Below are 20,899 nucleotides of genomic sequence, written 5' to 3' on the forward strand. Positions count from 1 at the left end.
CACAGGGGTTGGGCGATCGATGCCGGCCGTGCCTAACGTCGGTCGGGTCCGCCACTGCGGACGCCACGACCGGTAACGCCAAATCCTGCCCCCGGTCGTCGGAACCCAGTCACCCGGGCAGGAGCGGGGGACCCAAACGTTCCTCGGTGCATCGTCACCTCGGGGTGAAGCCGCCACCGTGCGGCCGGGCTCCTCGGCCCGAACCCGACAGCTCACCTCGCCGGCGTGGAGGAAGCACACTCATGACGTCTGTCTACACCCCCCGTCATCGACGGGTCAGCACCCGCCGCATCGCCGTCGGCACCCTGGCCGTCGGCGCGGTCACCGGCGCCGTGGCGCTCTTCGGCCCGGCCGCACCTGCCCAGGCGGCCGTCAACTGGGACGCCATCGCCAAGTGCGAGTCCGGTGGCAACTGGAAGATCAACACCGGCAACGGCTACTACGGCGGGTTGCAGTTCTCGCAGAGCACCTGGGCCGGCTACGGCGGCAAGAAGTACGCCGCCCGCGCCGACCTGGCCAGCCGCGGCGAGCAGATCGCCATCGCCGAGAAGGTGCTCAAGGGGCAGGGCATCGGCGCGTGGCCGACCTGCGGCAAGAAGGCCGGTGCGTCGGGCGGCTCCGCCACCAAGTCCTCGACGAAGCCCACCACGAAGTCGAAGTCCACCGCCAAGTCGAAGTCCACTCCGAAGGCCGACAAGCCCGCCCAGCGGTCGTCGCGCGGTGAGCAGCCGGCGACCCGCAGCAACAAGCGCACCGCCCCCGCCGCCAGCGGCGACACCTACGTGGTGAAGTCCGGCGACACCCTGTCGGAGATCGCCCAGAGCCACCAGCAGGACGGCGGCTGGCAGGCCCTCTACGAGCGCAACCGGCAGGTCGTCGGCTCGGACCCGGGCCTGATCTTCCCCGGGCAGCGGCTCAGCCTCTGACGTACGACCCAGCGGGCGCCCGATCGGATTCCGGTCGGGCGCCCGCTGGCGTGTCGCTGTCGTGGCGGAGGCGTCAGGCTGCCGAAGCCCGCGACGCCGATACCGCTTCGCCGGACCGGGTTCGCCGCGGGTGGAAGGACTCCTGGGTGGACCAGTTGTCAGGTGTCTCGTCACGGCCGTCCCACTGCTGGGCGGCCGTCGGCGGTGTCTCGGCCCCGCCTCGAGCCAGCCGCAGCGACTGTTCAGCGTTGCCGCGTGCCGCGCATGGGTACGGTTCCCCGGCGCAGAGCAGGTTGCCGCAGACGCCGTCCTCGGTCGGCTCGTGGGCGTCGAGCACGTCGAGCGCCAGCTGCCACAGCAGCGGGTCGGTCACGTCGTGCGGACGCTCGGCACGCCGGCTCGCGCGGTTGCTGCTGTCGTCGGACATGGTGGTCCCCCCTCAGGCTGATCGTCACAACGTCTCCGATCATGCCGCCGCTAAACCCTCCAGCAGCTGTGATATCCGCCGCCACCAGGGAGATCAGTCCGGCAGAAGGGGCATTTCGACGCCCGGATCCCGGCCTAGCAGCACCGCGCGGGTCACGGCAGTCGACCCGAACCGGTCCCGAACCGCGTCCACGGCGGCGTCCAGGTTGGCCCCGGGGACGGCGTCGAACGGCAACTCCGGTTGCACAGGGTTGTCGTCGAGGTTGCCCACCGACACGCCGATCAGCGTGATGCCCCGCCTGTCGATCTCCGGCAGTGCCGCGCGCAGCAGCGCCCGCGCGGCAGCGAGCAGGGGCGTGGTGTCAGCTGTCGCCTTGCGCACTGTGTGCGAGCGGGTCGCCCGGGTGTAGTCGCCGAAGCGCAGCCGCAGCAGCACAGTGCGCCCGGACCGTCCGGCCGCCCGCATCCGCCTGGTGACCCTGTCGACAAGGCCCCCCAGAATGCCGTCCAACTCGGTGGCCGGATGCGGGGCGCGACTCAGCGCGTGCTGCGCGCCCATCGAGCCGCGCCGCCGGCCGACCTGCACCGCCCGCGGGTCACGGTTGTGCGCCAGGGCGTGCAGGTGCCGGCCGGTGCCCGCGCCGAGCAGGGACACCAACGCCGCCTCGCCGAGTCGGGCGACCTCCCCGACGGTACGGATCCGGCGCTCCCGCAACTTCGCGGCCGTGACCGGGCCGACGCCCCAGAGTCGCTCCACCGGCAGCGGGTGCAGGAACGCCATCTCGGCATCCGGCGCGACGACAAGCAGCCCGTCCGGCTTCGCCACCCCGCTGGCCACCTTCGCCAGGAACTTCGTACGCGCCACCCCCACCGTGATCGGTAAACCGATCTGTTCGCGGACCTCCCGGCGCAGCCGGTCGGCGATGTCGGCAGGCGGCCCGGCCAGCCGCCGCAGACCACCCACGTCGAGGAACGCCTCGTCGATGGAGAGCCCCTCGACAAGCGGCGTGGTGTGCCGGAAGATCTCGAACACCGCCCGGCTGGCCCGCGTGTACGCCGACATCCGGGGCGGCACCACTATCGCGTCCGGGCACAGCCGCCGCGCCTGCTGCCCACCCATCGCGCTGCGGACGCCCCGCGCCTTCGCCTCGTAGCTGGCAGCCAACACCACGCCGCCGCCTACGATCACCGGCCGGCCGCGGAGACGCGGGTCGTCACGCTGCTCGACCGACGCGTAGAACGCGTCCAGGTCGGCGTGCAGGATGCTGGCCCCGGGCGACACGTACATATGTTCGCATGGCGCGTACGATCACGGCAGTGAGCTGCGTGAACACGGCCGTGTCAGCCTCGCGCGTAGCTTCCGTGACGCGGCCCGGGGCCCGTTCAGTCGAGGCAGAACTCGTTGCCCTCGGGGTCGGCCAGCACGAGGTGACCGGCGTTGAGCGGGGGAGCGGGCTCGTGCCGCGCGAGCCTGGTGGCACCGCGGCCGACGAGCCGGTCGGCCTCCACCTCCAGCGCCGCCATCCGTTCGTCGCCGGTCAGCCCGGGGGCGGCCCGCACGTCGAGGTGGACGCGGTTCTTGGCCCGCTTGCCCTCGGGCACCCGCTGGAAGAACAGCCGCGGCCCCGACCCGGCGGGGTCGACGACCGCCGAGGCGTCGTTGCGGTTCTCCGGCGGTACGCCCATCGCCTCCAGCGCCTGCTCCCAGGACTCGAAGTCACCCGGCGGGCCCTGCACCTCATAACCGAGGGTGTCGGCCCAGAACGCGGCAAGTGCGCCCGGGTCGGCGGCGTCGAACGTTATCTGCACCTCGCGGGCCATGTCAGCTCGCCTCCCGTCGGTTCTGCCGGATGTCGCCGGTGGTTCTCGTGTGGTCGGTCATGGCCCCAGCCTTGCGCAGTCAGCGGACAGGAACGTTCCGCGATCTGTGCAACGATCGGCCGGTGACCGTGGAGGCGACGACCGAGCGGGTGCTGCGGATGCTGGCCCTGCTGCAGCGGCGGTCGTCCTGGACCGCCGACGAACTCGCCGCCGAGTTCGGCGTCACCGCACGTTGTGTCCGCCGCGACGTGCAACGACTGCGCACCCTCGGCTACCCGGTGCACGGCACCTCGGGTGTCGGCGGCGGCTACCGCCTCGGCGCGGGCACCCGGCTGCCGCCGCTGCTGCTCGACGACGAGGAGGCGATCGCGACGGCCGTGTCCCTGCGGCTGGCGTCCGGAGGCACGGTCGCCGGTGCGGGCGAGGCGGCGCTGCGGGCGCTTACGAAACTCGACCAGGTGATGCCGGCGCGGCTGCGCGCGGAGGTGCGGGCCGTGCACGGCGCCACCGACACCCTCATCGGCCCGGTCGTCGAGATCGACGCGGAGTTGCTGGTGACGCTCGCCCGCGCCTGCCGCGACGCGGTGCGGGTGCGGTTCCGGTACGCCGGCCGTGACGGTGTGGACCGGGAACGGACGGTCGAGCCGATCCGCATGGTCACCACCGGCCGCCGCTGGTACCTGATGGCCAGGGACGTGGACCGCGACGACTGGCGGACGTTCCGCCTGGACCGGATGCGCGACGCGGTCACCACTACCTGGCGCTTCCGACCGGGCGAGCACCCCGACCCTGTCGCGTTCGTGCAGCGGTCCGTGACGGGGGCGCCGTACCGGTATCTCGCCCGGGTGCGGGTGCACGCTCCGCCCGAGCGGGTGCGGGAGCTGGTGCCGCCCCAGGTCGGGAGGGTCGAGGACGACGGCGACGGGTGGTGCCTGCTTGTCGTCGGAGGCGACACCCTGGACTGGCTGGCCGCGCACATCGCCCGACTGGGCCTCGACGTGCAGGTGTTGGAGCCCGCGGAGCTGCGCGAGGCCGCCGCCCAGCTCGCCCACCGGCTGGCGGCGATGGCCGGCGCGCTGCCGGCGTCACCCGGCGTCACCTCGTCGGGCGACGTGCCCTAGCGACGGACGGCCCGGGTCACAGGTCGTCGAACGGCCGGGCGTAGCGGAACTCACCGCGGATCGACTCGCGCCAGGCGGTCATCGGCCGTGCCTGGAAGTACTGCGGACCCCACGGCTGCGGCGGGGTGACGCCCAACTCGACGGCGGGACGGAATCCGAAGCGCGGGTAGTAGTCGGGGTGCCCGAGCAGCACCACCAGCGGCTCGTCGCGGGCGTCGGCCGCGCCGAGCACCGCGTGCATCAAGGCGCTGCCGACGCCGCGCCGCTGCCAGTCGGGGAGCACACCGACAGGCCCCAGGCCCAGCGCCACCGGCGCGCCGGCCACCTGACCCCGGGTGGCCACCACGTGCCCCACCACCTGGCCGCCCGAATCGGTCGCCACCAGGGAGTACGCCGCCAGCCAGCCTTCGTCGGCGCGCAGGGCGTCGACAAGTGTCGCCTCGACGGGTACGCCGCCGCCGCCGTCCGACACGGCAAAGGCAGCGGAGTGCACCGCCCGAATGGCATCGACGTCGGCGGGTGTCTCGCGTCTGATCAGCACCGCGCCACCATAGGCGCCCTGTGTCGGCAGCTTCCATGTGTTTATCGCGCCTCATCGTGGTCCGCAGCCGTGATACCCGGGCGTCAGCCTGAAGCAAGCCCGCTGGGGGCAGGTACCGCTAAACGGCTGATGACTCTGAGGTATCAATATGACTCTGAGGTATCAAGCCCACGGGCGACCCGCCCTCCGCCCCCGCCCCGCCTTCGCACTCTGCCCCGGCCGGCCCGCCTCGGGCTCGCCTTCGCCCTCCGCCTCGTCCACGGCCAGGGCCCTCGTCACGCGCGGGGCGAGGGCAGCCGGGGCTTCAGCCGACGGCGGTGGCCGACGGTGGGGCACTGCCGCCCTGCGGCGCCTCCGGCATCATCAGCCGGACGATCTCCTTCTGGTCGGCGGGGGAGGGCATTCCCCAGTCGGGCTGGTAGCCGTACACCTCGTGCAGCGGCGTGGCGCCGGTGCGGCCGTTCAGGATCTCCACGGCGTCCGTGCCGATCAGGCCGGGGTGCTCCACACCGCACGCCTCGGCGACCTTCATGAGGTCCCGGCGCAGTGTCCGCAGGTAGTTGGCCGCCCGGACCGACTTGAGAGCCGGGTCGAGCCCGCGCGCCAGCCACGCGTTCTGCGTCGCCACACCGGTGGGGCAGGTGTCGGTATGGCACTTCTGCGCCTGGATGCAGCCGATCGACAGCATCGCCTCCCGGCCGACGTTGACCAGGTCGCAGCCGAGCGCGAACGCCACGATCGCGTTGTCCGGCAGGCCGAGCTTTCCTCCGCCGACGAACACCACCTGCTCGTGCAGGTCATGCTCGGCGAACACCTTGTAGACCCGGGAGAAGCCCTGCTGGAAGGGCAACGACACCGAGTCGGTGAAGATCAGCGGTGCGGCGCCGGTGCCGCCCTCGCCGCCGTCGACAGTCACGAAGTCGACGCCTCGGCCGGTGTCCCGCATCAGGGTGGCCAGTTCCTCCCAGAAGCCCATGTCGCCGACGGCCGACTTGATGCCGACCGGCAGGCCCGTCTCGGCGGCCAGCAGCTCCACCCAGTCGAGCAGACTGTCGCAGTCGGAGAACTCGGCGTGCCGCGACGGGCTCACGCAGTCCCGGCCGGCCGGGATGCCACGGGTGGCGGCGATCTCGGCGGACACCTTCGCACCGGGCAGCAGGCCGCCCAGGCTGGGCTTCGCGCCCTGGCTCAGCTTGATCTCCAACGCCCTGACCGGCGCGCCGGCCACCAGGTCCTTCAGCCGGGGCAGACTGAACCGGCCCTGCTCGTCGCGGCAGCCGAAGTACGCGGTGCCGAGTTGGAAGACCAGCTCACCGCCGTTGCGGTGGTACGGCGACAGGCCGCCCTCGCCGGTGTTCTGCAGGCAGCCGGCGAGGGCTGCGCCCTTGTTGAGCGCCGTGATGGCGTTGCCGGACAGCGAGCCGAAACTCATCCCGGAGATGTTGACCACCGACTCCGGCCGGAAGGCGCGCGCTCGCCCCCGGGCGGCACCCAGCACCTTCGCGCTGGGCAGCCGCACGTCGTGCCCCGCCGTCGGGGTGGACGGCGGCACCGCCCTGCCGAACGTCCGGTGCTTGATGATCGGGTAGCCGGAGGTGTGCTCGATGTCGTTGTCAGTGCCGAAGCCGAAGTAGTTGTTCTGCTGTTTCGCCGACGCGTACACCCAGCGGCGCTGGTCGCGGGTGAACGGTCGCTCCTCGTCGTTGCCGGCCACGATGTACTGCCGCAGTTCCGGCCCGAGAGCCTCCAGCAGGTAGCGGGCTCGGCCGAGCACCGGGAAGTTGCGCAGCAGCGCGTGGTCACGCTGGATGAGGTCCCGCGCGGCGAGCGCGGCGACGGCGGCTGCGGCGGCGGGTACGGCTCGACGGGCCCATTTCATGTCCGGCACTCTTTCCGCCCGCGACCCCTGCCAAACCGGGGTAGCGGTGACACCTGCCCTGCTCAGGCCGGGGGCGACGCGAACTCGCGTCACCCCCGGTGTGCCTGCGCGCGTCGCGGGCGTGCTGTCAGCGGCGCTGGAAGGACTGGCGGACCGTCCCGCCGACGACAGCGCACCACGTGCTCGCGCTCAGCTTGCCGTTGCGCGGCAGCCCGTGCAGCGCCTGCAGGTCCTGCACGGCGCGTCGGGTGGCGTGGTCGTACGCGCCGGTGACAGTGACCGCGTACCCCTTGGTGGCGAGGATCTCCTGCACGGCGGTGACCGGCGGGCCGCTGGCGTGCTGGTCCAGTTCGGGCACCAGGGTTTCCCAGGTTGGCGCGGTGAGCGTGGCGTCGACGTCGACCGCGATGCCGTTGCGGGCCTGCCAGTCCTGCACGGCCGCCACGGTCGCGGCGTCGAACGTGCCGCTGACCGTCACCGCGTAACCGCGGAACGCCAGCAGGTGCTGCACCACGCGGACCGACGGCGAGTTGACGAAGCGCCAGAGGTCCGGCCAGCGGCGGGCCGGCACGTCGCCCAGCTTGGTGCCCAGGGCGGCGAACACGTGTCGGCGCAGCGCCGGGAACTCCCGGTAGAAGGCGGCGCCCGGGCACTGGGTAGTGCGGAAGTCCCAATGTCCAAAAACGTCGTGCGCGTGCAGGCCGTACTGTCGGCAGACGGCGACGCAGAGTTTGACGAGGGAGTCGGTCAGGGCCTTCGGCGGCGTCTCGGTGACGTAGGTGCCCTCGTTCTCGATCCCGATGGCTCGACCGTTCTCGCCCGGGCAGTGCGCCGAGATCATCTGCCGGTCGCCGGCTTCGAGGCGTTCCAGGCTGCCCCGGCGCCCCTCCAGGACGTACCCGCCGCGGCTGACAGTGAAGTGCTGGCCGGTGTCGGACCATCCGTTGCCGTCCATGTGCAGGTCCTGGCAGTCGTGGGCCAGCTTGACGGCCTGCTCACGGGAGTAGTCGGTGACGTTCGGAAATGCCATGTGGTGCACGATGATTTTGTTGGTGGCGATGGCGCTGACCGCCAGCGGGTCCTTCGGCGGCCGGGCGTCCCACTCGTCGCAGCTGATGATCCAGTCCAGGTCGGTGCCGGGACCGGCGTGCGCGGCGCCGGGGAACGCGAGCTCGCTCCCGACCACGGCGACGGTGGCGGCACCGAGACCGGCCCGCAGCAGCGTCCGGCGGTCCACTTCGGAATGGTCGAGGTGCATGACGTCTCCTCCTGCGGCCGTGCGGGGATGAAAACTAACTCCAGTGACCGCATTCCGCTCCGGAGGATATTGCCAGGACTCGCCCACGCGCTAGAGTCCGAGTTGATCACGCCTTCCGTTGTGGCGTTTCCGGACAGGGCGGCGGGGGTAGGTCGGGGCCGACCGTCCCGGCAGCCACGCGTGGAGGAAACCCGATGAGAGACAACGTCAGCGACGCGGTGGGCGACGCCCTTCGCTCGGTGATGCTTTTCCTGCCCAAGGCCGTCGCCTTCGTGGCGATCCTGGTGGCCGGATGGCTGATCGCCAAGGCCGCGCTCAAGATCGTGGACAAGGTTCTGGAGCGGGTGGGCTTCGACCGAGCCGTGGAGCGCGGCGGCATTCGTCGGGCGCTGAGCCGTTCCCGGTACGACGCCAGCGACCTCGTCGCCAAGCTCGTCTACTACGGTCTGCTGCTTGTCACCCTCCAGATCGCCTTCGGCATCTGGGGGCCGAACCCGGTCTCCGACCTGATCGCCGGCGTCATCTCCTGGCTGCCCCGGGCGTTCGTCGCGATCGTCATCGTCGTGGTCGCCGCCGCCATCGCCAACGCCGTGAAGGACCTCATCGGTGCTGCGCTCGGCGGCCTGTCGTACGGCCGGATGCTGGCCACCATCGCGTCGGTGTTCATCCTCGGCCTGGGCGTCATCGCCGCGCTGAACCAGATCGGTGTGGCGACCGCGGTCACCACGCCGGTGCTGATCGCCGTGCTGGCGACAGTGGGCGGCATCCTCGTCGTCGGCGTCGGCGGGGGACTGGTCCGGCCCATGCAGAACCGCTGGGAGTCCTGGCTGACCCGCGCCGAGCAGGAGTCGCAGCAGATCGCCGCGCACGCCCGCGCGTACCAGGCCGGCCGCCGCGACGCCGAGGCCGAACGGGCCCGGACGGCGGCCCCAGCCACCGACCCGGAGGCCACCCAGGTGGTGACCCGCCCGAGCGACCCGGAGGGCATCCAGTTCGGAGCCCGTCCGAGCGACCCGGAGGCCACCCAGATCGTGACCCGCCCGAGCGACCCGGACGCGACCCAGGTGGTACGCCCGTCGACCTCCTCCGACACCACGCAGGTGGTCACCGGCGGCACGTCCGAGGCTGCCGCTCCGGCAGTTCGGCAGGCCGACGACACCACGCAGGTGGTCACCGGCGGCACGCCCGACGCCGCGGCTACCCGGCAGGCCGACGACACGACCCAGGCGCCGTCCGATCCGGACACCACCCAGGTGGTCGGCGGTGGCGCGGTTCCCGGGCAGCGCGCCGGAGACGACATCGAGGCCACCACTGTCATCCCGCCGGTGGATCGGCGCTGACCATGACCAGCGCCGACAAGGGCTGACCGGCAGAGGGACGTCGGGGCGGGATCCGTGCGGATCCCGCCCCGTTCTCGTCCGGCACGCCGAAACCGCTGGCCGGCGCCACTCGGCGCGTCTAGCATCGCCGACATGACCTGGCGACATTGATCCAATGCCGTAGGCCGTTCCCGTGGGCCACCACGGGCACCGCACGTCCGGTGTCCGTTTCCAGTCCCACGGGAAGGCCCCATGACCCACCTCGCCTCACGCGCGTCCGACCCGGCGGTCCGCCGGCTGACTGTCACCCTCTACGGGTACGCGTTCCTCAGTGACCTCGTCCTGCTCTACCCGCTGTACGTGGTGCTCTTCGCCGACACCGGGTTGTCGGTGGGGCAGATCTCGTCGCTCTTCGTTCTCTGGTCGGCCGCCGGCATCGTGTTCGAGGTGCCGTCGGGCGCGTGGGCCGACGTGGTCTCCCGTCGGCTGCTGCTGTGCCTCGCCCCGCTGGTGACCGGGGCCGGCTTCGCGCTCTGGGTGCTGGTCCCGTCGTACCCTGCGTTTGCTGTCGGGTTTCTGCTCTGGGGTGCCGGCGGCGCGCTCGTCTCCGGTGCGCTGGAGGCGCTTGTCTTCACCGAGCTGGAGCGCCTCGACGCCGCCGACCGGTACGCCCGGGTGCTCGGCCGGGCGCGGACGGCCGGCGTGCTGGGCGTCGTGGTGACCGGTGTCCTCGCCGGCCCGGTGCTCGCCGTCGGCGGATATCCGGCGGTCGGCGTGGCCACAGTGGTCGCCTGTCTGCTGGCCGCCGCCGTCGCCACCCGCTTCCCGGAGCACCGTACGTCGACCGTGGCGTCGGATGGCCCGGCCTCCGGTCCGGACGGTGACGACGACCTGGGTTGGTGGGAGACGATGCGGGCCGGGGTGTCGCAGGTCCGCACCCACCCGCCGGTACGGGTTGCCGTTCTGCTGGTCGCCGTGGTCGCCGCCGACTGGGGCGCGCTCGACGAGTTCACTCCGCTGCTCGCCCTGGACACCGGGGTCGGGGCGAAGGCCGTGCCCCTGCTGCTCCTGCTGCTCTGGGCCGGGGTGACAGTTGGCGGGCTGCTCGCCCCGGCGGGGGAGCGGCTGGGCACCCGCGGATACGCGGCACTGCTGGCTCTGGTCGCGGTCGCGCTGGCCGGCGGCGCACTCACCGGGCACCCGGCCGGCTTCGTGCTGATCGCTGTGGCCTTCGGTGCCGCGCAACTGGCGACAGTGCTTGCCGACGCGCGGCTCCAGGCCCGGATCACCGGCACCAGCCGGGCCACCGTCACGTCCCTGGCCGGAATGGCCACCGACGCGCTGATCATCGTGACGTACGCCGGCTACGGCCTGCTCGCCACGGCGGCCGGCAACGCTGTGGCGTTCGCGCTGACCGCGGGGGCGTACCTCGTGGTGGCGCTCGTGTTGGTCACCAGGCGCCGGCCGCCTGCCCACCTCGGTTCGTCTCCACGGTCGACGGGGCCGGGACGTTGACCTCCCGGGACAACCGTCAGAGTTGGTCACCGTCGAGGTAGACCCACCGGCCGTCCTCGCGAACGAAGCGGCTGGTTTCGGTGATCGTGCCGGTCCGACCCGCGTCCCGGTAGTGGGCGCGGAACGTCACAGTGCCGGTGGCGTCGAGCAGGCCGCCCCGCTCGGTCTCGACGATCTCCAGGCGGATCCACCGCTGCCCCGGATCAAGCTCCAGGGACGTGGGCCGGGTCGACGAGTGCCAGCTCCGCAGCAGGTAGCCGGTGTCGCCGAGGGCGAAGGCGCTGAACCGGGAGCGCATCAACGCCTCGGCCGTTGGCGCCGGTTTGTCGCCGCCGTGCGCGGGGCCACAACAGTCCGCGTACGCCCGACCAGATCCGCACGGACAAACCTGCCCCACAGTCGCCCCAGCCCGCCGTCGCGCAGAACCCACACCCCAATCCTGCCCCACCAGCCCTGCCGTCCCGCCCCCACCCCTTCCCGCCCACCCCTCCCCGCGATCTTGCATTTCCTGCCCCCGCATAGGTGACAAAACCCCCATAATGGCGACAATTGCAAGATCGCGAGGGCGGGGCGGGGCGGGGCGGGGGAGAGGTCAGGCCGTGCGGGTTGCCAGGACGACGATGTTGTCCTCGTAGTTGCCGGTTGTGTTGTCGAAGCGGCCGCCGCAGGTGATCAGACGCAGACCGGCGGCGTCCGCCGGGCCGTAGACCAGGTCGGTGGGGAAGCGGTCCTTGGGGTACGCGTGGACACCGTCCACTGTGAACGTGGCGACCTGTGCGTCGGCGCGGACGACCTGGATCTCCTGACCTGCGCGGAGTCGACCGATGTCGAAGAAGACCGCCGGACCGGTTGGGGAGTCGACGTGCCCCACCAGGACGGCGTTGCCGGTCTCGCCGGGGCTGGCCCCGTGCCGGTACCAGCCGGCGACTGTGGGCCGGTCCAGCGGCGGCACCTCCAGCACCCCGCTGGCGTCCGCGCCGACGGGGATGATCTCGGCGCGTACGTCGATGTCAGGGATCTGTACCCGGACCGGCGCGGCGCGGGTCAGCGGTGCCAGATCCGGTGCGGGGTGGGTCCGTGTCGGTGTGCCGGCCGGCGGCTGTGGTGGCCGGGCCGGGCCGGCGGTGAGGCCGACGGCGACCAGGCCCAGGCCGGTCACGCCGAGCAGGGTCACCGCCGCCGGCAGGATTCGCCGCCACCACACGTGCTGACCTCCGGATGGTCGGGGTGCCCGTGCCGAGACGCCGGCACGGGCACCCGTTCTCAGGGATGGAGCGGGCCGCCGGTCAGGCGACGGTGGACACCGGGCGGCGCCGGCGGTACAGGAGCACCGCGCCTCCGGCGGCGGCACCGAGCAGCGTGCCTCCGGCGGCGAGGGCGCCGGTCTCGCGGCTGTCGCCGCCGGAGCCGGCCGGTGCGCCGCCGATCGGGGTGACGGTGAACGTGGCGGTGCCGGCCGAGCTGCCGTCGCCGCAGGTCGCGGCCACCGTGTAGGTGCCCAGGGTGAATCCGGCGGTGAAGAGTTCGGCGCTCAGTCCGCCGCCGGCGGCGGCCGTGGTGGATCGGACGTTCTGGTCGCGGTTGGGCCCGGTGACGCGGAAGATGGCGTCACCCGACTTCGGGTTGCAGGTCGTGGCGGTGAGCACGACGGTCCCCCCGACCGGGGTGGTGGCGGGTGACACGACCGTGTCGGCAAGTGCGGCGCCCGGCAGCAGTAGCGTGCCGAGGCCCACGCCGAGCGCCGCCGAGCAGAGTGCTGTTGAGACCTTCATACGCGTCTTCCCTCACTTTTCGTCCGCTGACTACGTGGGACGTCGTTCGGGTGGCCAACTCCGTGACTAGCACCGGTGTGCCCAACCCTAGGTGGGTTGGGACCTCGATCCGGTGAAAATGAGAATTCTTCGTTGCCGTCACGTGTCCACCCGAAGGCGGGGAGAGCTGCGGAAAGGCCCCGACGGGCCGGCCGGTGCCGGTGCTCCGGTCGATGTCTGCTCCGGTCGGCCCGTCACCGCTGGGACGATGACGAGGTATGACCGTCGAGGGCGGTAATGCCCGCCTCGTTGATTACCGGATCAGCCTGCCGCGACCGGCTCGGGCATCGGTTCGCCGGTCTCCACGAGCGTCTTGAGGCTGGCCAGCAGCTCCGGCCAGCCGCCGCTGCCGTCGAGTTGGCCGCTGATCGCCTTGTGCATCTCGCTGTAGGGGGAGAAGTCGTCGTGGATGACGGTCAGCCGGACGGCCGATGGCCCGTGCGGCTCGATCTCGAACGTCACCTTCGACCGGCGCTCGCCGAGCCGGGCGGCCAACTCCTCGTCGGACCAGCCGAAGTGCTCGGCGTGCTCGGGTTGGAAGCCGTGCCAGCTGTAGGAGAGGCACCGGTACGGCTCGGCGACGAGGACACGTTGCCCGAGGTCGCGTGGTTCGGCGTCCGGCGCGTCCTGCCAGAGCACCGGCGAGCCGACCTGCCAGTCCGACACCAGTGCCACCCCACCCCAGTAGCGTCGGGTGAAGGCCGGCTCGACGAGCGCGGCCCAGAGCCGCTCCGGCGTGGTGGTGATGTACGTCGTGTAGACGAACGTGGGGCTCTCCATGTGTTGACGCTCCAAGGCTGTGCTCAGGTCGGCGAGCGCCGCCGCCCGCTGACGGTCGTAGTGGCTGAGCCACCGGTCGGCGATGGCGGTGATCGGGGCGGCGTTGAGGTAGTGCAGCTTCTCCCGGCCGCGCCGCACTGTCGTGACGAGATCGGCCGATTCCAGCACCGCGAGGTGCTTGCTAACCGCCTGGCGGGTGGTGGCCAGCCCGTCGCACAACTCCCGCAGGGTCTGACCGTTGCGTTCGTTGAGTCGGTCGAGCAGCCGGCGACGGCTCGGGTCGGCAAGCGCCCGGAACGCCTCGTCCACCAGACCTCCAACAGGCAACCGCGCGGTTGCACATGAACTTAGGCAACCACTCGGTTGCCTGTCAACCGTGTCGCCCCGACCGGCGTCCGGACCGGGCGTGTGGCAGCGTGGGGCGGTGACCGAACCCGCGCCCCTGGACGTCGATCTCGCCCTGCTCGGCGGCGGCGGCGCCGCGTCCCTGCTGCTCGCCGCGCTGGCCCGGCACGGCGTGCGCGACCTGCGGATCGCCGTCGTCGACCCGGTGCGCCGACGCGGCCAGGACCGCACCTGGGCGTTCTGGGGCCACCCCGACAGCGACCTCGACCCGCTGCTCAGCGCGAGCTGGCAGCAGGTCGAGGTGGCCACGACGGCGCGCCGCCGGGTCCTGGACCTGGCCCCCCTGCGGTACGCGATGCTCCGCTCCGGCCCCGTCTACGACGCCGCTGCCGCTGCCGAGCGTCGCCTGGGCGTCACAAGGATCGTCGCGCCCGCCGAGACGGTGACCGACGACGGCACCCGCGTGGTGGTGCGCACCGGTGACGGGCGGAGCATCCGGGCCGGCTGGGTGCTCGACTCCCGCCCCCGCCCACCGGCGCGACCGGGGCGGACCACCTGGTTGCAGCACTTCCGCGGCTGGTGGCTGGAGGCCGACCGGCCGGTGTTCGACAGGCGTCGTGCGGTGCTGATGGACTTCCGCACCCCGCAGCCGACCCGAGGCGTCTCCTTCGGGTACGTGCTGCCGGTCAGCGACCGCTACGCCCTTGTCGAGTACACCGAGTTCTCGCCGGACCTGCTCACCGACGCCGGCTACGACACCGCGCTGGCCGGCTACCGGGACCTGCTCGGCCTGGACCCGACCGGGCTGCGGGTGCGCGAGGTGGAGAACGGGGTGATCCCGATGACCGACGCCCCGTTCCCGGCCCGACCATCACCTCGGGTCGTACGCCTCGGAACAGCAGGTGGCGCCACCCGCCCCTCCACAGGTTTCACGTTTTCGGCCATGTACCGCCAGGCCGACCAGGTCGCCCGCGCCTTCGCCGCCGGCCGGGCGCCGGTGCCCGACGCCGCGTACCCCCGCCGGCACCGCTGGATGGACGCGGTGGCCCTGCGCGCGCTTGACCAGGGTGGCGTCGGCGGCCCCGAGTTCTTCGACCGCCTCTTCGACCGCAACCCCGCCGAGCGGGTGCTGCGCTTCCTCGACGGCGCGACCAGCCCGGCGGAGGAGATCGCGATCATGAGTTCCACGAGGCTGCTTCCCATGATCGCCGCGACTGCCGGCGACGCGGCGCACCGCGTCCGCGACCGGCTGCGGCCCGCTCGGCCCGCGCCGCCCATCCCGGCCGCCGTGGTGGGCGCCCGCCCCGACGCCCGTGCCCACGTGCGCGACGCCGAGCCGGACGCGGTCGGCCCGGGGTCGGTCACGCCGCCCGGCTGACCCGGGCGGCTCAGCGTCGGGCGGCCACCGCATCGCGGACCAGCACCCGCAGGTCCTCCATCGGATCGCCGTCACCAGCCCCGAGCAGCGTCTTCGTCGCCGCCACAGTCAACCCCAGATCCGGGTACGCGTACGCGAGGCTTCCGCCGCTGCCCGCCGCGCCGAACGAACCGTCGGCGTCCACGGCGTACCCGAGGCCCCAGGTCGTCTCCTGGCCGAACACCCACTCCGGCCCGGCCCCTGCCGGTGTCGTGGCGGTGCGCAGCCGGGCCGGCGAGATCAGCCGGACGCCGTCGACCTCGCCGATCAGGGCGGCGAGCATCAGTGCCGCCGCGCGGGCGGTCATGGTGCCGGTGGCCGGCACCTCGGCGGTGAGGACGTCGGCGCGGCTGCCGATCTCCGCGCCCGGCCGGACGCCGGCCGGGGCGACCCGGTCGAAGTTCGGCAGGTTGGCGCTCGCGTAGTCGAACAGCGCCGACAGGTTGCGGTCCTCCACCCGGGCCAGCCGGTCCAGGTCGCCGGCCGGTACGGCGAGATACAGCTCGTCGGCGACCCCGAGCGGCCCGGCCACGTCCTCGGCGAGCACCTGCGACACGCGTCGGCCGGTAACCCGGCGGACCACCTCACCGACAAGCCAGCCGAACGTCCACGCGTGGTACGCCTTCAGCTCGCCGGGCGGCGCGATCGGCTCGGTGTCGACAAGGAGCGCGCACATCCGGTCCCAGTCGGTGAAGTCCTCCGGCGTGACGTCCTTCGGCAGGGCGGGTACGCCCGCGGTGTGGGTGAGCGCGTGCCGCAGGGTGACGCGGTCCTTGCCGTGCCGGGCGAACTCCGGCCACACCTCGGCGATCGGCTGGTCGTAGTCCAGCTCACCGCGCTCGGCAAGCACGTGCACCACTGTCGCGGTGAGGACCTTGCCGGTCGACACGCTCCAGATCGGCGTGTCGGCGGTCAACTGCCGACCGGTGGCCCGGTCCGCGCTACCGACGTGCACCTCCAGGATCGGCTCACCGTCGAGATATGCGGCGACCTGTACGCCGGATTCCCGCCCGTTGGTGATCAGCTCGTCGATCGTCTGCCGCACGTCGGCCCGCAGGTCGTCCCAGGTCCCGTTCATGGGATCGACTCTGGCAGACCGGGCCGGGCCGACGCGCTCGATTTTCGCCACCCCCGACGTGGGCGCTAGCTGCCCCGAGCGGCAGGTACGACGTCACCGCCCGGTAGGTTGCCTGCCATGGTGGACGCGGCGGCCGGCAGGGGCGTGCAGATCTGGACCGACGGGGCGTGCAGCGGCAACCCCGGGCCGGGCGGTTGGGGTGCGCTGCTGCGCTACGGCGACCACGAGCGGGAGCTGTGCGGCGGCGAGGCCACCCCGACCACTAACAACCGGATGGAGCTGATGGCCGCCATCCAGGCGTTGGAGAGCCTGAACCGCCCGGTCAGCGTGGAGTTGCACACCGACAGCACCTACGTACGCAACGGCATCACCAGTTGGTTGGCGTCCTGGAAGCGCAACGGCTGGTTGACCGCCGCCAAGCAGCCGGTGAAGAACGCCGACCTGTGGCAGCGGCTGGAGGCGGCCTGCGAGCGGCACCAGGTGACCTGGCTGTGGGTCAAGGGGCACAACGGGCACCCGGAGAACGAGCGGGCCGACGGGCTGGCAAACAAGGGCATGACCGAGGCCCGGGCCGCCGCCCCAGCGCGCCGCTGACGGTCGCGCCGGCCCCAGCCCGCATGACGATCGCGTCGCGTCCGCCGCTGACCACAGCGCCGCGCCGGCCGGGCCGTTGACGATCGCGCCGCGCCGCGCCGGCCGCTGGCCACAGCGCCGACGCCAGTCGGCCGCTGACCCGGCGTCGGGCCGAGTGTCAGCGCGCCGCGTCCGGATGGCCGGGCATGCTCGATCCGCCGCCGCTGCTTCCGGACGAGCCGCCCGTCATACCCGAGCCGTTGTCCTCGGTCACGATGTCCGGCGCTGCGTCGGTGTCGTCTGGTGGCGGAACCTCGGTGTCCGCCTCGACCTGCACCAACGGGACCTGACCGGCCTCGTCCTCGGCATGCGCCGGGTCCGCCGGCTCCTCACCGTCACGCTTTCGGAAACCCACGCCGTCCCCCCGTCGGTGCCGTTGCGCGTCGGCGGTGGCTACCCGGCGTCATCGTGCCGAAACCTCACCCGCCCGCCGCCCGCCGCCCGGCACGCGTGCTGACGGTCAGCGGCGTCGTCGGCGGCGCGTCGGGGTGGCGGACGGTGCGGGGCGGCGTACCGGCGTGAGGGGCAGGGCCGTCCAGTGCGCCGGGCGGGTCAGCGTCGCCGGCAGTCCGGTGCGCGCGTCGCCACGGGCGGCGTCCAGTTGGGCCTGGTGCAGGAAGAGCGTCCCGCGCAGGTCCGCACCGCGCAGGTCGGCTCCGCGCAGGTCCGCGCCGGTGACGTCGGCCCGGCCCAGGTCGACGCCGCGCAGGTCGGCGCCGATCAGCAGCGCCCCGCGCAGGTTGGCCCGGCGTAGGTCCGACCGGCGCAGGTCCGCCCCGATCAGCGGGGCGCCCCGGTGGTCGGCGCCCCCAGGGGAACGCGCAGCGTCGCCGGCCTGGGACAGCAGCGGATTGACGCGGTCGCGGTGCGCGGCGACGTCCACTGTGCGGAGCCGTGCCAGGTCGGCGACGGTGAGCGCTGCCGTGTCGGCGCGGGCGCGTTCCAATTCGGCCCGCAGCCCGGCCGGCGGGCGCAACGCCAGGGCCTCGGTGAGATACCAGAGCAGTTCGTGCAGGGGCCGCAGCACTGTGAACGCCTCGGCCATCGCCGGCAGGGTGTCCGGCGCGTCCCGCCAGTCCCGTCCGCCGAAGGTGACCTGGGCGACCTGCTGCCCGGCGCCGAAGCAGTCGAACACCGTGCACCCCGGAAACCCTCGCTCCCGCAACTGCGTGTGGATGCCGCAGCGGTGGTCCGGGCGCAGGTTGGGGCAGGGTCGCCCGGCCGGCTTGTCGATGGCGAAGTCCGCCGACGCGGCGAAGGCGGGCACCACGCAGCACAACCCGAAGCAACGTCCGCAGTCGGCGCGCAACTGCGCCGACCCGGGCGGCGGCGTGGCGTCGGGCTGCACGGGTCGGCCTCCGGGTGCTCGGGCGCTGGGAGCCACCATTGTTTCGCGGGGCACCCGACCGGGCCGGTCGGGGGTCACCGTCCGTGCGTGTCGCCCGCCGCCGAGGAGCGGGGAACCGGGGTACGCGGACCGCCCGGCGGTGGCACCAGCCGGCGGATCGCCCGCTGCTCGTCGCCGCGCCCGTACTTCTGGTCGAAGTGCCGTTTCACCGTCGCGGCCGGCGTGCGGTCGGTGTCGGCGGGCTCGGCCAGCCCGAACACCGCCGGGGCCGCGCCCGGGGCGCGGGGCGGCAGCACAGCCCGTACGGTCAGCGGCCCGGTCACCCGGAAGCTTCCGCAGTCGACGTAGTGCTGCCCGTCCACGGTCACGTACGGCACCGGCACCTCGACCACGTCGGAGCCGTCGTGGCGCAGGGTGACGGTGACCGACCAGTACCGCTCCAGGTTCACGGTGGCCTGCTCGTGCTCCCACAGCTCCTCGAACCGGGCGTGCACGAACCCGCCCCACGGGCTGTCCATGTCGACTTCCAGCTGCGGCACGTTGAACGACAGCTTCCCGATGGGGAAGAACGAGATCAGCGCCCGCCCGTCCCACTGGTAGAGCTGGATCGACGGGGACGCGTCGTAGAGCCGCACCTGGAGGCGGTGCCGCAGCGCGGGGTCCAGGGTGCTCTGGAACGCCGCCAGGTGGCGCAGGTTGGTGCGGATCTGGCGTGGCACGTCCACCCGCTGCCGCTCCAACTCCTCGGAGCGTTGCTGCGCGGCGGTGCAGTCCGGGTCGAGCAGAAGCAACTGCACCTGCGCGCCGTTGGCGAGTGCCGCCCGTACCGCGCCCAGGGTCTCGTCCCGGTGCGTACGTTCCAGCAGGATCGTCCAGGTGTCGAGGATCCGTACCCGGCGGCCGGAGCGGTGCAGCCGCGTCACGAAGGCGCGTTGGTCGAAGCTCAGATGCTCCTGCACCCGCGCCCTGCGGGCCTCCTCGAACAGCGGGTCGAAGATGACGTACGAGATGGCAGCGAGCACCACGCTGGAGCCGAGGTTGAGCAGCAGGTCGCTGAGGAAGCCGGTGCTGCGCCAGGCGGCGAGCAGCATCACGGCAGCGACAGTCAGCAGCGCTCCGCCGACGACGAAGGCGCGTCGTTGCCGGCCGCCCCGGTCAGCCCACCCGGGCATCCGGTCCTCCTCCGTCGTGGCCACGATCACGGAATGCGGAGGATACGTGTCGGCTTTGCCGTTCGCTGTCCGGTTCACGACCGACGCGCCGGGTTCGCGCTGTCGGGGCGACCACGGTCACCTCGTCGCCGGGGACACCTCCTCACCGGGAACGCCCACCGCCCGTGCGGTGAACCGGGGCGTCGCGGCGGTGAGCACGGCGGACGCCACCGGTGGACCCCACCCGTCGGTCAGGTCCGCCACCAGCGCGGCGACCAGCCCTGTCACGTCCCGTTCGGCGTTGGCGTGCAGCGCCTCGGCGACGATCAGCACTGACGAGGTGTCGGCCCGTACGGCGGACAGGCCGCTCTGCCGGTTGACCCACCGCCGCGCGTGGGCCCGCCCGGCGGCGTCTGCGTAGGTCACCTCGCCCGGGTCGGGATGCTCGGTGTCGCCGGCGAAGGTCAGGTACTCCTCGTCGCCGTGCGCGAGCCGCACTGTCAGGTCGCCGTCGACCCGGTCGGAGTCCAGCACCGCGACCGGGATGGCGTACGCGGCCGAGACGGCGTTGCAGAGATCGACGAGCGGGTGCAGCCGGGGCAGTTCGCCGTCCAGGCGTAGCCGTCGCAGCAGCGCTTCGGAGGCACACCGGTACTGCGTGGGACGCAATCCCATGACGGTGTACGCCCGCCGCCACGCCTGGATCTCACCGAATGTGCTCTCCGGGCCGCCAGCCAGGCGCTCCCGGGCGCGGGCCAGGTAGCCGGCGGTGCGCTGCTCCAGGTCGGCCGTGGCGGTGATCCCGGTCGCCTGCACCACACCGGCGACCAGGTCGGGGTGTGCGGCGCGAAGGTGCGCCGAGTGTTCGAACTGCACGGGACTCCTATCGTTCGGTGAGGGCGAGTGTCACGCCGAGCGCGACGAACGTGCCGGCGACGGACCGGCGCAGCCAGTCGGTGACGCGGGGGCGGGTCAGCACCCGGTCGCGTACGCGGGCCGCGAAGACGCCGTAGCCGCTGAACACCGCGAAGGTGAGCAGCATGAACACCGCGCCGCAGACGAGCATCGCCCGGGTCGAGCCCGGGGCCGTGGTGTCCACGAACTGCGGCAGGAACGCGACGAAGAACAGCGTCGGCTTGGGGTTGAGCAGGTTCACAAGGACGCCGGAGACGATCACCCGGGTCGCCGAGCGGGCCTGGTGATCGCCGCCGGCAGTGAAGGCGCTGCGGTCCCGTACCGTCGACCAGGCCAGGTAGAGCAGGTAGCCGACGCCGAGGTACCTGACTACCTCGAACGCTGTCGCGCTCGCCTGCATCAGCGCGGCAAGCCCGGTCATCGCCGCCAGCAGGTGCGGCACGACGCCCAACGTGCAGGCGAACGCCGCCAGCACCCCGGCTCGGGCGCCTCGCGACAGCCCGGCGGAGAGGGTGAAGAACACCCCGGTGCCCGGGGTCACCACCACGACAAGCGTGGTGATCAGGAACGGGATTGTCACTGTTGTCCTCCGGGCGCGGTGGGCGGGGCGGTCTC

Annotated in this window: 21 protein-coding genes, 1 pseudogene and 1 riboswitch; of the genes and pseudogenes, 6 read left to right on the forward strand and 16 right to left on the reverse strand. The window is 72.6% G+C overall.

Translation table 11 applies throughout. From position 1 onward, the window contains the following. Window positions 1–66: 66 nt before the first annotated feature. Window positions 67–240, forward strand: a riboswitch (cyclic di-AMP (ydaO/yuaA leader). Window positions 241–242: 2 nt separating this feature from the next. Further along, entirely contained in the window at window positions 243–926 is a 684-nt protein-coding gene (locus ACLQ23_RS04110; RefSeq protein ID WP_355597188.1) for a transglycosylase family protein, read from the forward strand. Window positions 927–999: 73 nt separating this feature from the next. Here the strand turns inward: ACLQ23_RS04110 and ACLQ23_RS04115 are convergent, their stop codons facing one another. From ACLQ23_RS04115 to ACLQ23_RS04125, 3 genes are all read right to left on the reverse strand, one after another. Further along, on the reverse strand, window positions 1,000–1,353 hold the full coding sequence (locus ACLQ23_RS04115; protein WP_425880362.1) for a hypothetical protein: 354 nt from the start codon (window positions 1,351–1,353) through the stop codon (window positions 1,000–1,002). A gap of 93 nt (window positions 1,354–1,446) precedes the next feature. Further along, window positions 1,447–2,634 (reverse strand): DNA polymerase IV, encoded by a 1,188-nt coding sequence (gene dinB / locus ACLQ23_RS04120; protein ID WP_425880363.1) that lies wholly within the window; start codon window positions 2,632–2,634, stop codon window positions 1,447–1,449. A gap of 101 nt (window positions 2,635–2,735) precedes the next feature. Further along, window positions 2,736–3,173: a VOC family protein gene (locus tag ACLQ23_RS04125; protein ID WP_355597182.1), complete on the reverse strand. Its 438-nt coding sequence runs from the start codon at window positions 3,171–3,173 to the stop codon at window positions 2,736–2,738. A gap of 122 nt (window positions 3,174–3,295) precedes the next feature. On the opposite strand from ACLQ23_RS04125, the gene ACLQ23_RS04130 reads away from it, so the two are divergent. Beyond that, the gene (locus ACLQ23_RS04130) at window positions 3,296–4,294 is read left to right on the forward strand and encodes a helix-turn-helix transcriptional regulator (RefSeq protein WP_355597180.1); all 999 of its coding nucleotides are present in this window, start codon (window positions 3,296–3,298) and stop codon (window positions 4,292–4,294) included. 16 nt (window positions 4,295–4,310) lie between these two features. On the opposite strand, the gene ACLQ23_RS04135 is transcribed toward ACLQ23_RS04130, so the two are convergent. The 3 genes from ACLQ23_RS04135 to ACLQ23_RS04145 form a co-directional block, all read right to left on the reverse strand. Continuing rightward, entirely contained in the window at window positions 4,311–4,835 is a 525-nt protein-coding gene (locus ACLQ23_RS04135; protein ID WP_425880364.1) for a GNAT family N-acetyltransferase, read from the reverse strand. A gap of 304 nt (window positions 4,836–5,139) precedes the next feature. Then, a complete protein-coding gene (locus ACLQ23_RS04140) occupies window positions 5,140–6,714 on the reverse strand; it encodes a glutamate synthase-related protein (RefSeq protein ID WP_425880365.1) in 1,575 nt (524 codons plus the stop codon). Between the two features lie 127 nt (window positions 6,715–6,841). After that, window positions 6,842–7,972, reverse strand: coding sequence for a peptidoglycan recognition protein family protein (locus ACLQ23_RS04145; RefSeq protein ID WP_355597174.1), 1,131 nt, complete (start codon window positions 7,970–7,972; stop codon window positions 6,842–6,844). 194 nt (window positions 7,973–8,166) lie between these two features. On the opposite strand from ACLQ23_RS04145, the pseudogene ACLQ23_RS04150 reads away from it, so the two are divergent. Beyond that, a pseudogene (locus ACLQ23_RS04150) lies at window positions 8,167–8,925 on the forward strand (mechanosensitive ion channel family protein); the annotation flags it as partial. Between the two features lie 618 nt (window positions 8,926–9,543). Then, the gene (locus tag ACLQ23_RS04155; RefSeq protein WP_355597172.1) at window positions 9,544–10,806 is read left to right on the forward strand and encodes an MFS transporter; all 1,263 of its coding nucleotides are present in this window, start codon (window positions 9,544–9,546) and stop codon (window positions 10,804–10,806) included. A 16-nt stretch (window positions 10,807–10,822) separates the two neighbouring features. On the opposite strand, the gene ACLQ23_RS04160 is transcribed toward ACLQ23_RS04155, so the two are convergent. The 4 genes from ACLQ23_RS04160 to ACLQ23_RS04175 all read right to left on the reverse strand — a co-directional run bounded on the left by ACLQ23_RS04160 (window position 10,823) and on the right by ACLQ23_RS04175 (window position 13,706). Next, window positions 10,823–11,236, reverse strand: a complete 414-nt coding sequence (locus ACLQ23_RS04160; protein ID WP_425880366.1) for a YchJ family metal-binding protein — start codon at window positions 11,234–11,236, stop codon at window positions 10,823–10,825. A gap of 162 nt (window positions 11,237–11,398) precedes the next feature. Continuing rightward, on the reverse strand, window positions 11,399–12,010 hold the full coding sequence (locus tag ACLQ23_RS04165) for a class F sortase (protein ID WP_355632363.1): 612 nt from the start codon (window positions 12,008–12,010) through the stop codon (window positions 11,399–11,401). 82 nt (window positions 12,011–12,092) lie between these two features. Next, entirely contained in the window at window positions 12,093–12,578 is a 486-nt protein-coding gene (locus tag ACLQ23_RS04170) for a hypothetical protein (RefSeq protein WP_355597166.1), read from the reverse strand. Window positions 12,579–12,878: 300 nt separating this feature from the next. Next, window positions 12,879–13,706 (reverse strand): ArsR/SmtB family transcription factor, encoded by an 828-nt coding sequence (locus tag ACLQ23_RS04175; protein WP_425880367.1) that lies wholly within the window; start codon window positions 13,704–13,706, stop codon window positions 12,879–12,881. A gap of 97 nt (window positions 13,707–13,803) precedes the next feature. Here ACLQ23_RS04175 and ACLQ23_RS04180 point away from each other — a divergent pair, with 97 nt between their 5' ends. Further along, the gene (locus ACLQ23_RS04180) at window positions 13,804–15,120 is read left to right on the forward strand and encodes a lycopene cyclase family protein (RefSeq protein ID WP_355597268.1); all 1,317 of its coding nucleotides are present in this window, start codon (window positions 13,804–13,806) and stop codon (window positions 15,118–15,120) included. Window positions 15,121–15,130: 10 nt separating this feature from the next. Here ACLQ23_RS04180 and ACLQ23_RS04185 read toward each other — a convergent pair whose 3' ends face one another. Then, window positions 15,131–16,237, reverse strand: a complete 1,107-nt coding sequence (locus ACLQ23_RS04185; RefSeq protein WP_355597162.1) for a serine hydrolase domain-containing protein — start codon at window positions 16,235–16,237, stop codon at window positions 15,131–15,133. Between the two features lie 117 nt (window positions 16,238–16,354). Between ACLQ23_RS04185 and rnhA the strand changes: the two genes are divergently transcribed. Then, the gene (gene rnhA, locus ACLQ23_RS04190) at window positions 16,355–16,831 is read left to right on the forward strand and encodes a ribonuclease HI (RefSeq protein ID WP_355595065.1); all 477 of its coding nucleotides are present in this window, start codon (window positions 16,355–16,357) and stop codon (window positions 16,829–16,831) included. Between the two features lie 157 nt (window positions 16,832–16,988). Here the strand turns inward: rnhA and ACLQ23_RS04195 are convergent, their stop codons facing one another. The 5 genes from ACLQ23_RS04195 to ACLQ23_RS04215 all read right to left on the reverse strand — a co-directional run bounded on the left by ACLQ23_RS04195 (window position 16,989) and on the right by ACLQ23_RS04215 (window position 20,864). Next, the gene (locus tag ACLQ23_RS04195) at window positions 16,989–17,225 is read right to left on the reverse strand and encodes a preprotein translocase YidC (protein WP_425735387.1); all 237 of its coding nucleotides are present in this window, start codon (window positions 17,223–17,225) and stop codon (window positions 16,989–16,991) included. A gap of 105 nt (window positions 17,226–17,330) precedes the next feature. Further along, window positions 17,331–18,257 (reverse strand): pentapeptide repeat-containing protein, encoded by a 927-nt coding sequence (locus ACLQ23_RS04200; protein ID WP_425735399.1) that lies wholly within the window; start codon window positions 18,255–18,257, stop codon window positions 17,331–17,333. A gap of 35 nt (window positions 18,258–18,292) precedes the next feature. Further along, entirely contained in the window at window positions 18,293–19,390 is a 1,098-nt protein-coding gene (locus ACLQ23_RS04205) for a DUF5919 domain-containing protein (RefSeq protein WP_425735388.1), read from the reverse strand. A gap of 117 nt (window positions 19,391–19,507) precedes the next feature. Beyond that, on the reverse strand, window positions 19,508–20,245 hold the full coding sequence (locus ACLQ23_RS04210) for a B3/B4 domain-containing protein (RefSeq protein WP_425735389.1): 738 nt from the start codon (window positions 20,243–20,245) through the stop codon (window positions 19,508–19,510). A gap of 7 nt (window positions 20,246–20,252) precedes the next feature. Continuing rightward, entirely contained in the window at window positions 20,253–20,864 is a 612-nt protein-coding gene (locus tag ACLQ23_RS04215) for a LysE family translocator (protein ID WP_355595055.1), read from the reverse strand. Window positions 20,865–20,899 lie beyond the last annotated feature (35 nt).

This window comes from Micromonospora sp. DT41 (assembly GCF_049841715.1).
In the GTDB taxonomy this organism is placed as follows: domain Bacteria; phylum Actinomycetota; class Actinomycetes; order Mycobacteriales; family Micromonosporaceae; genus Micromonospora; species Micromonospora profundi.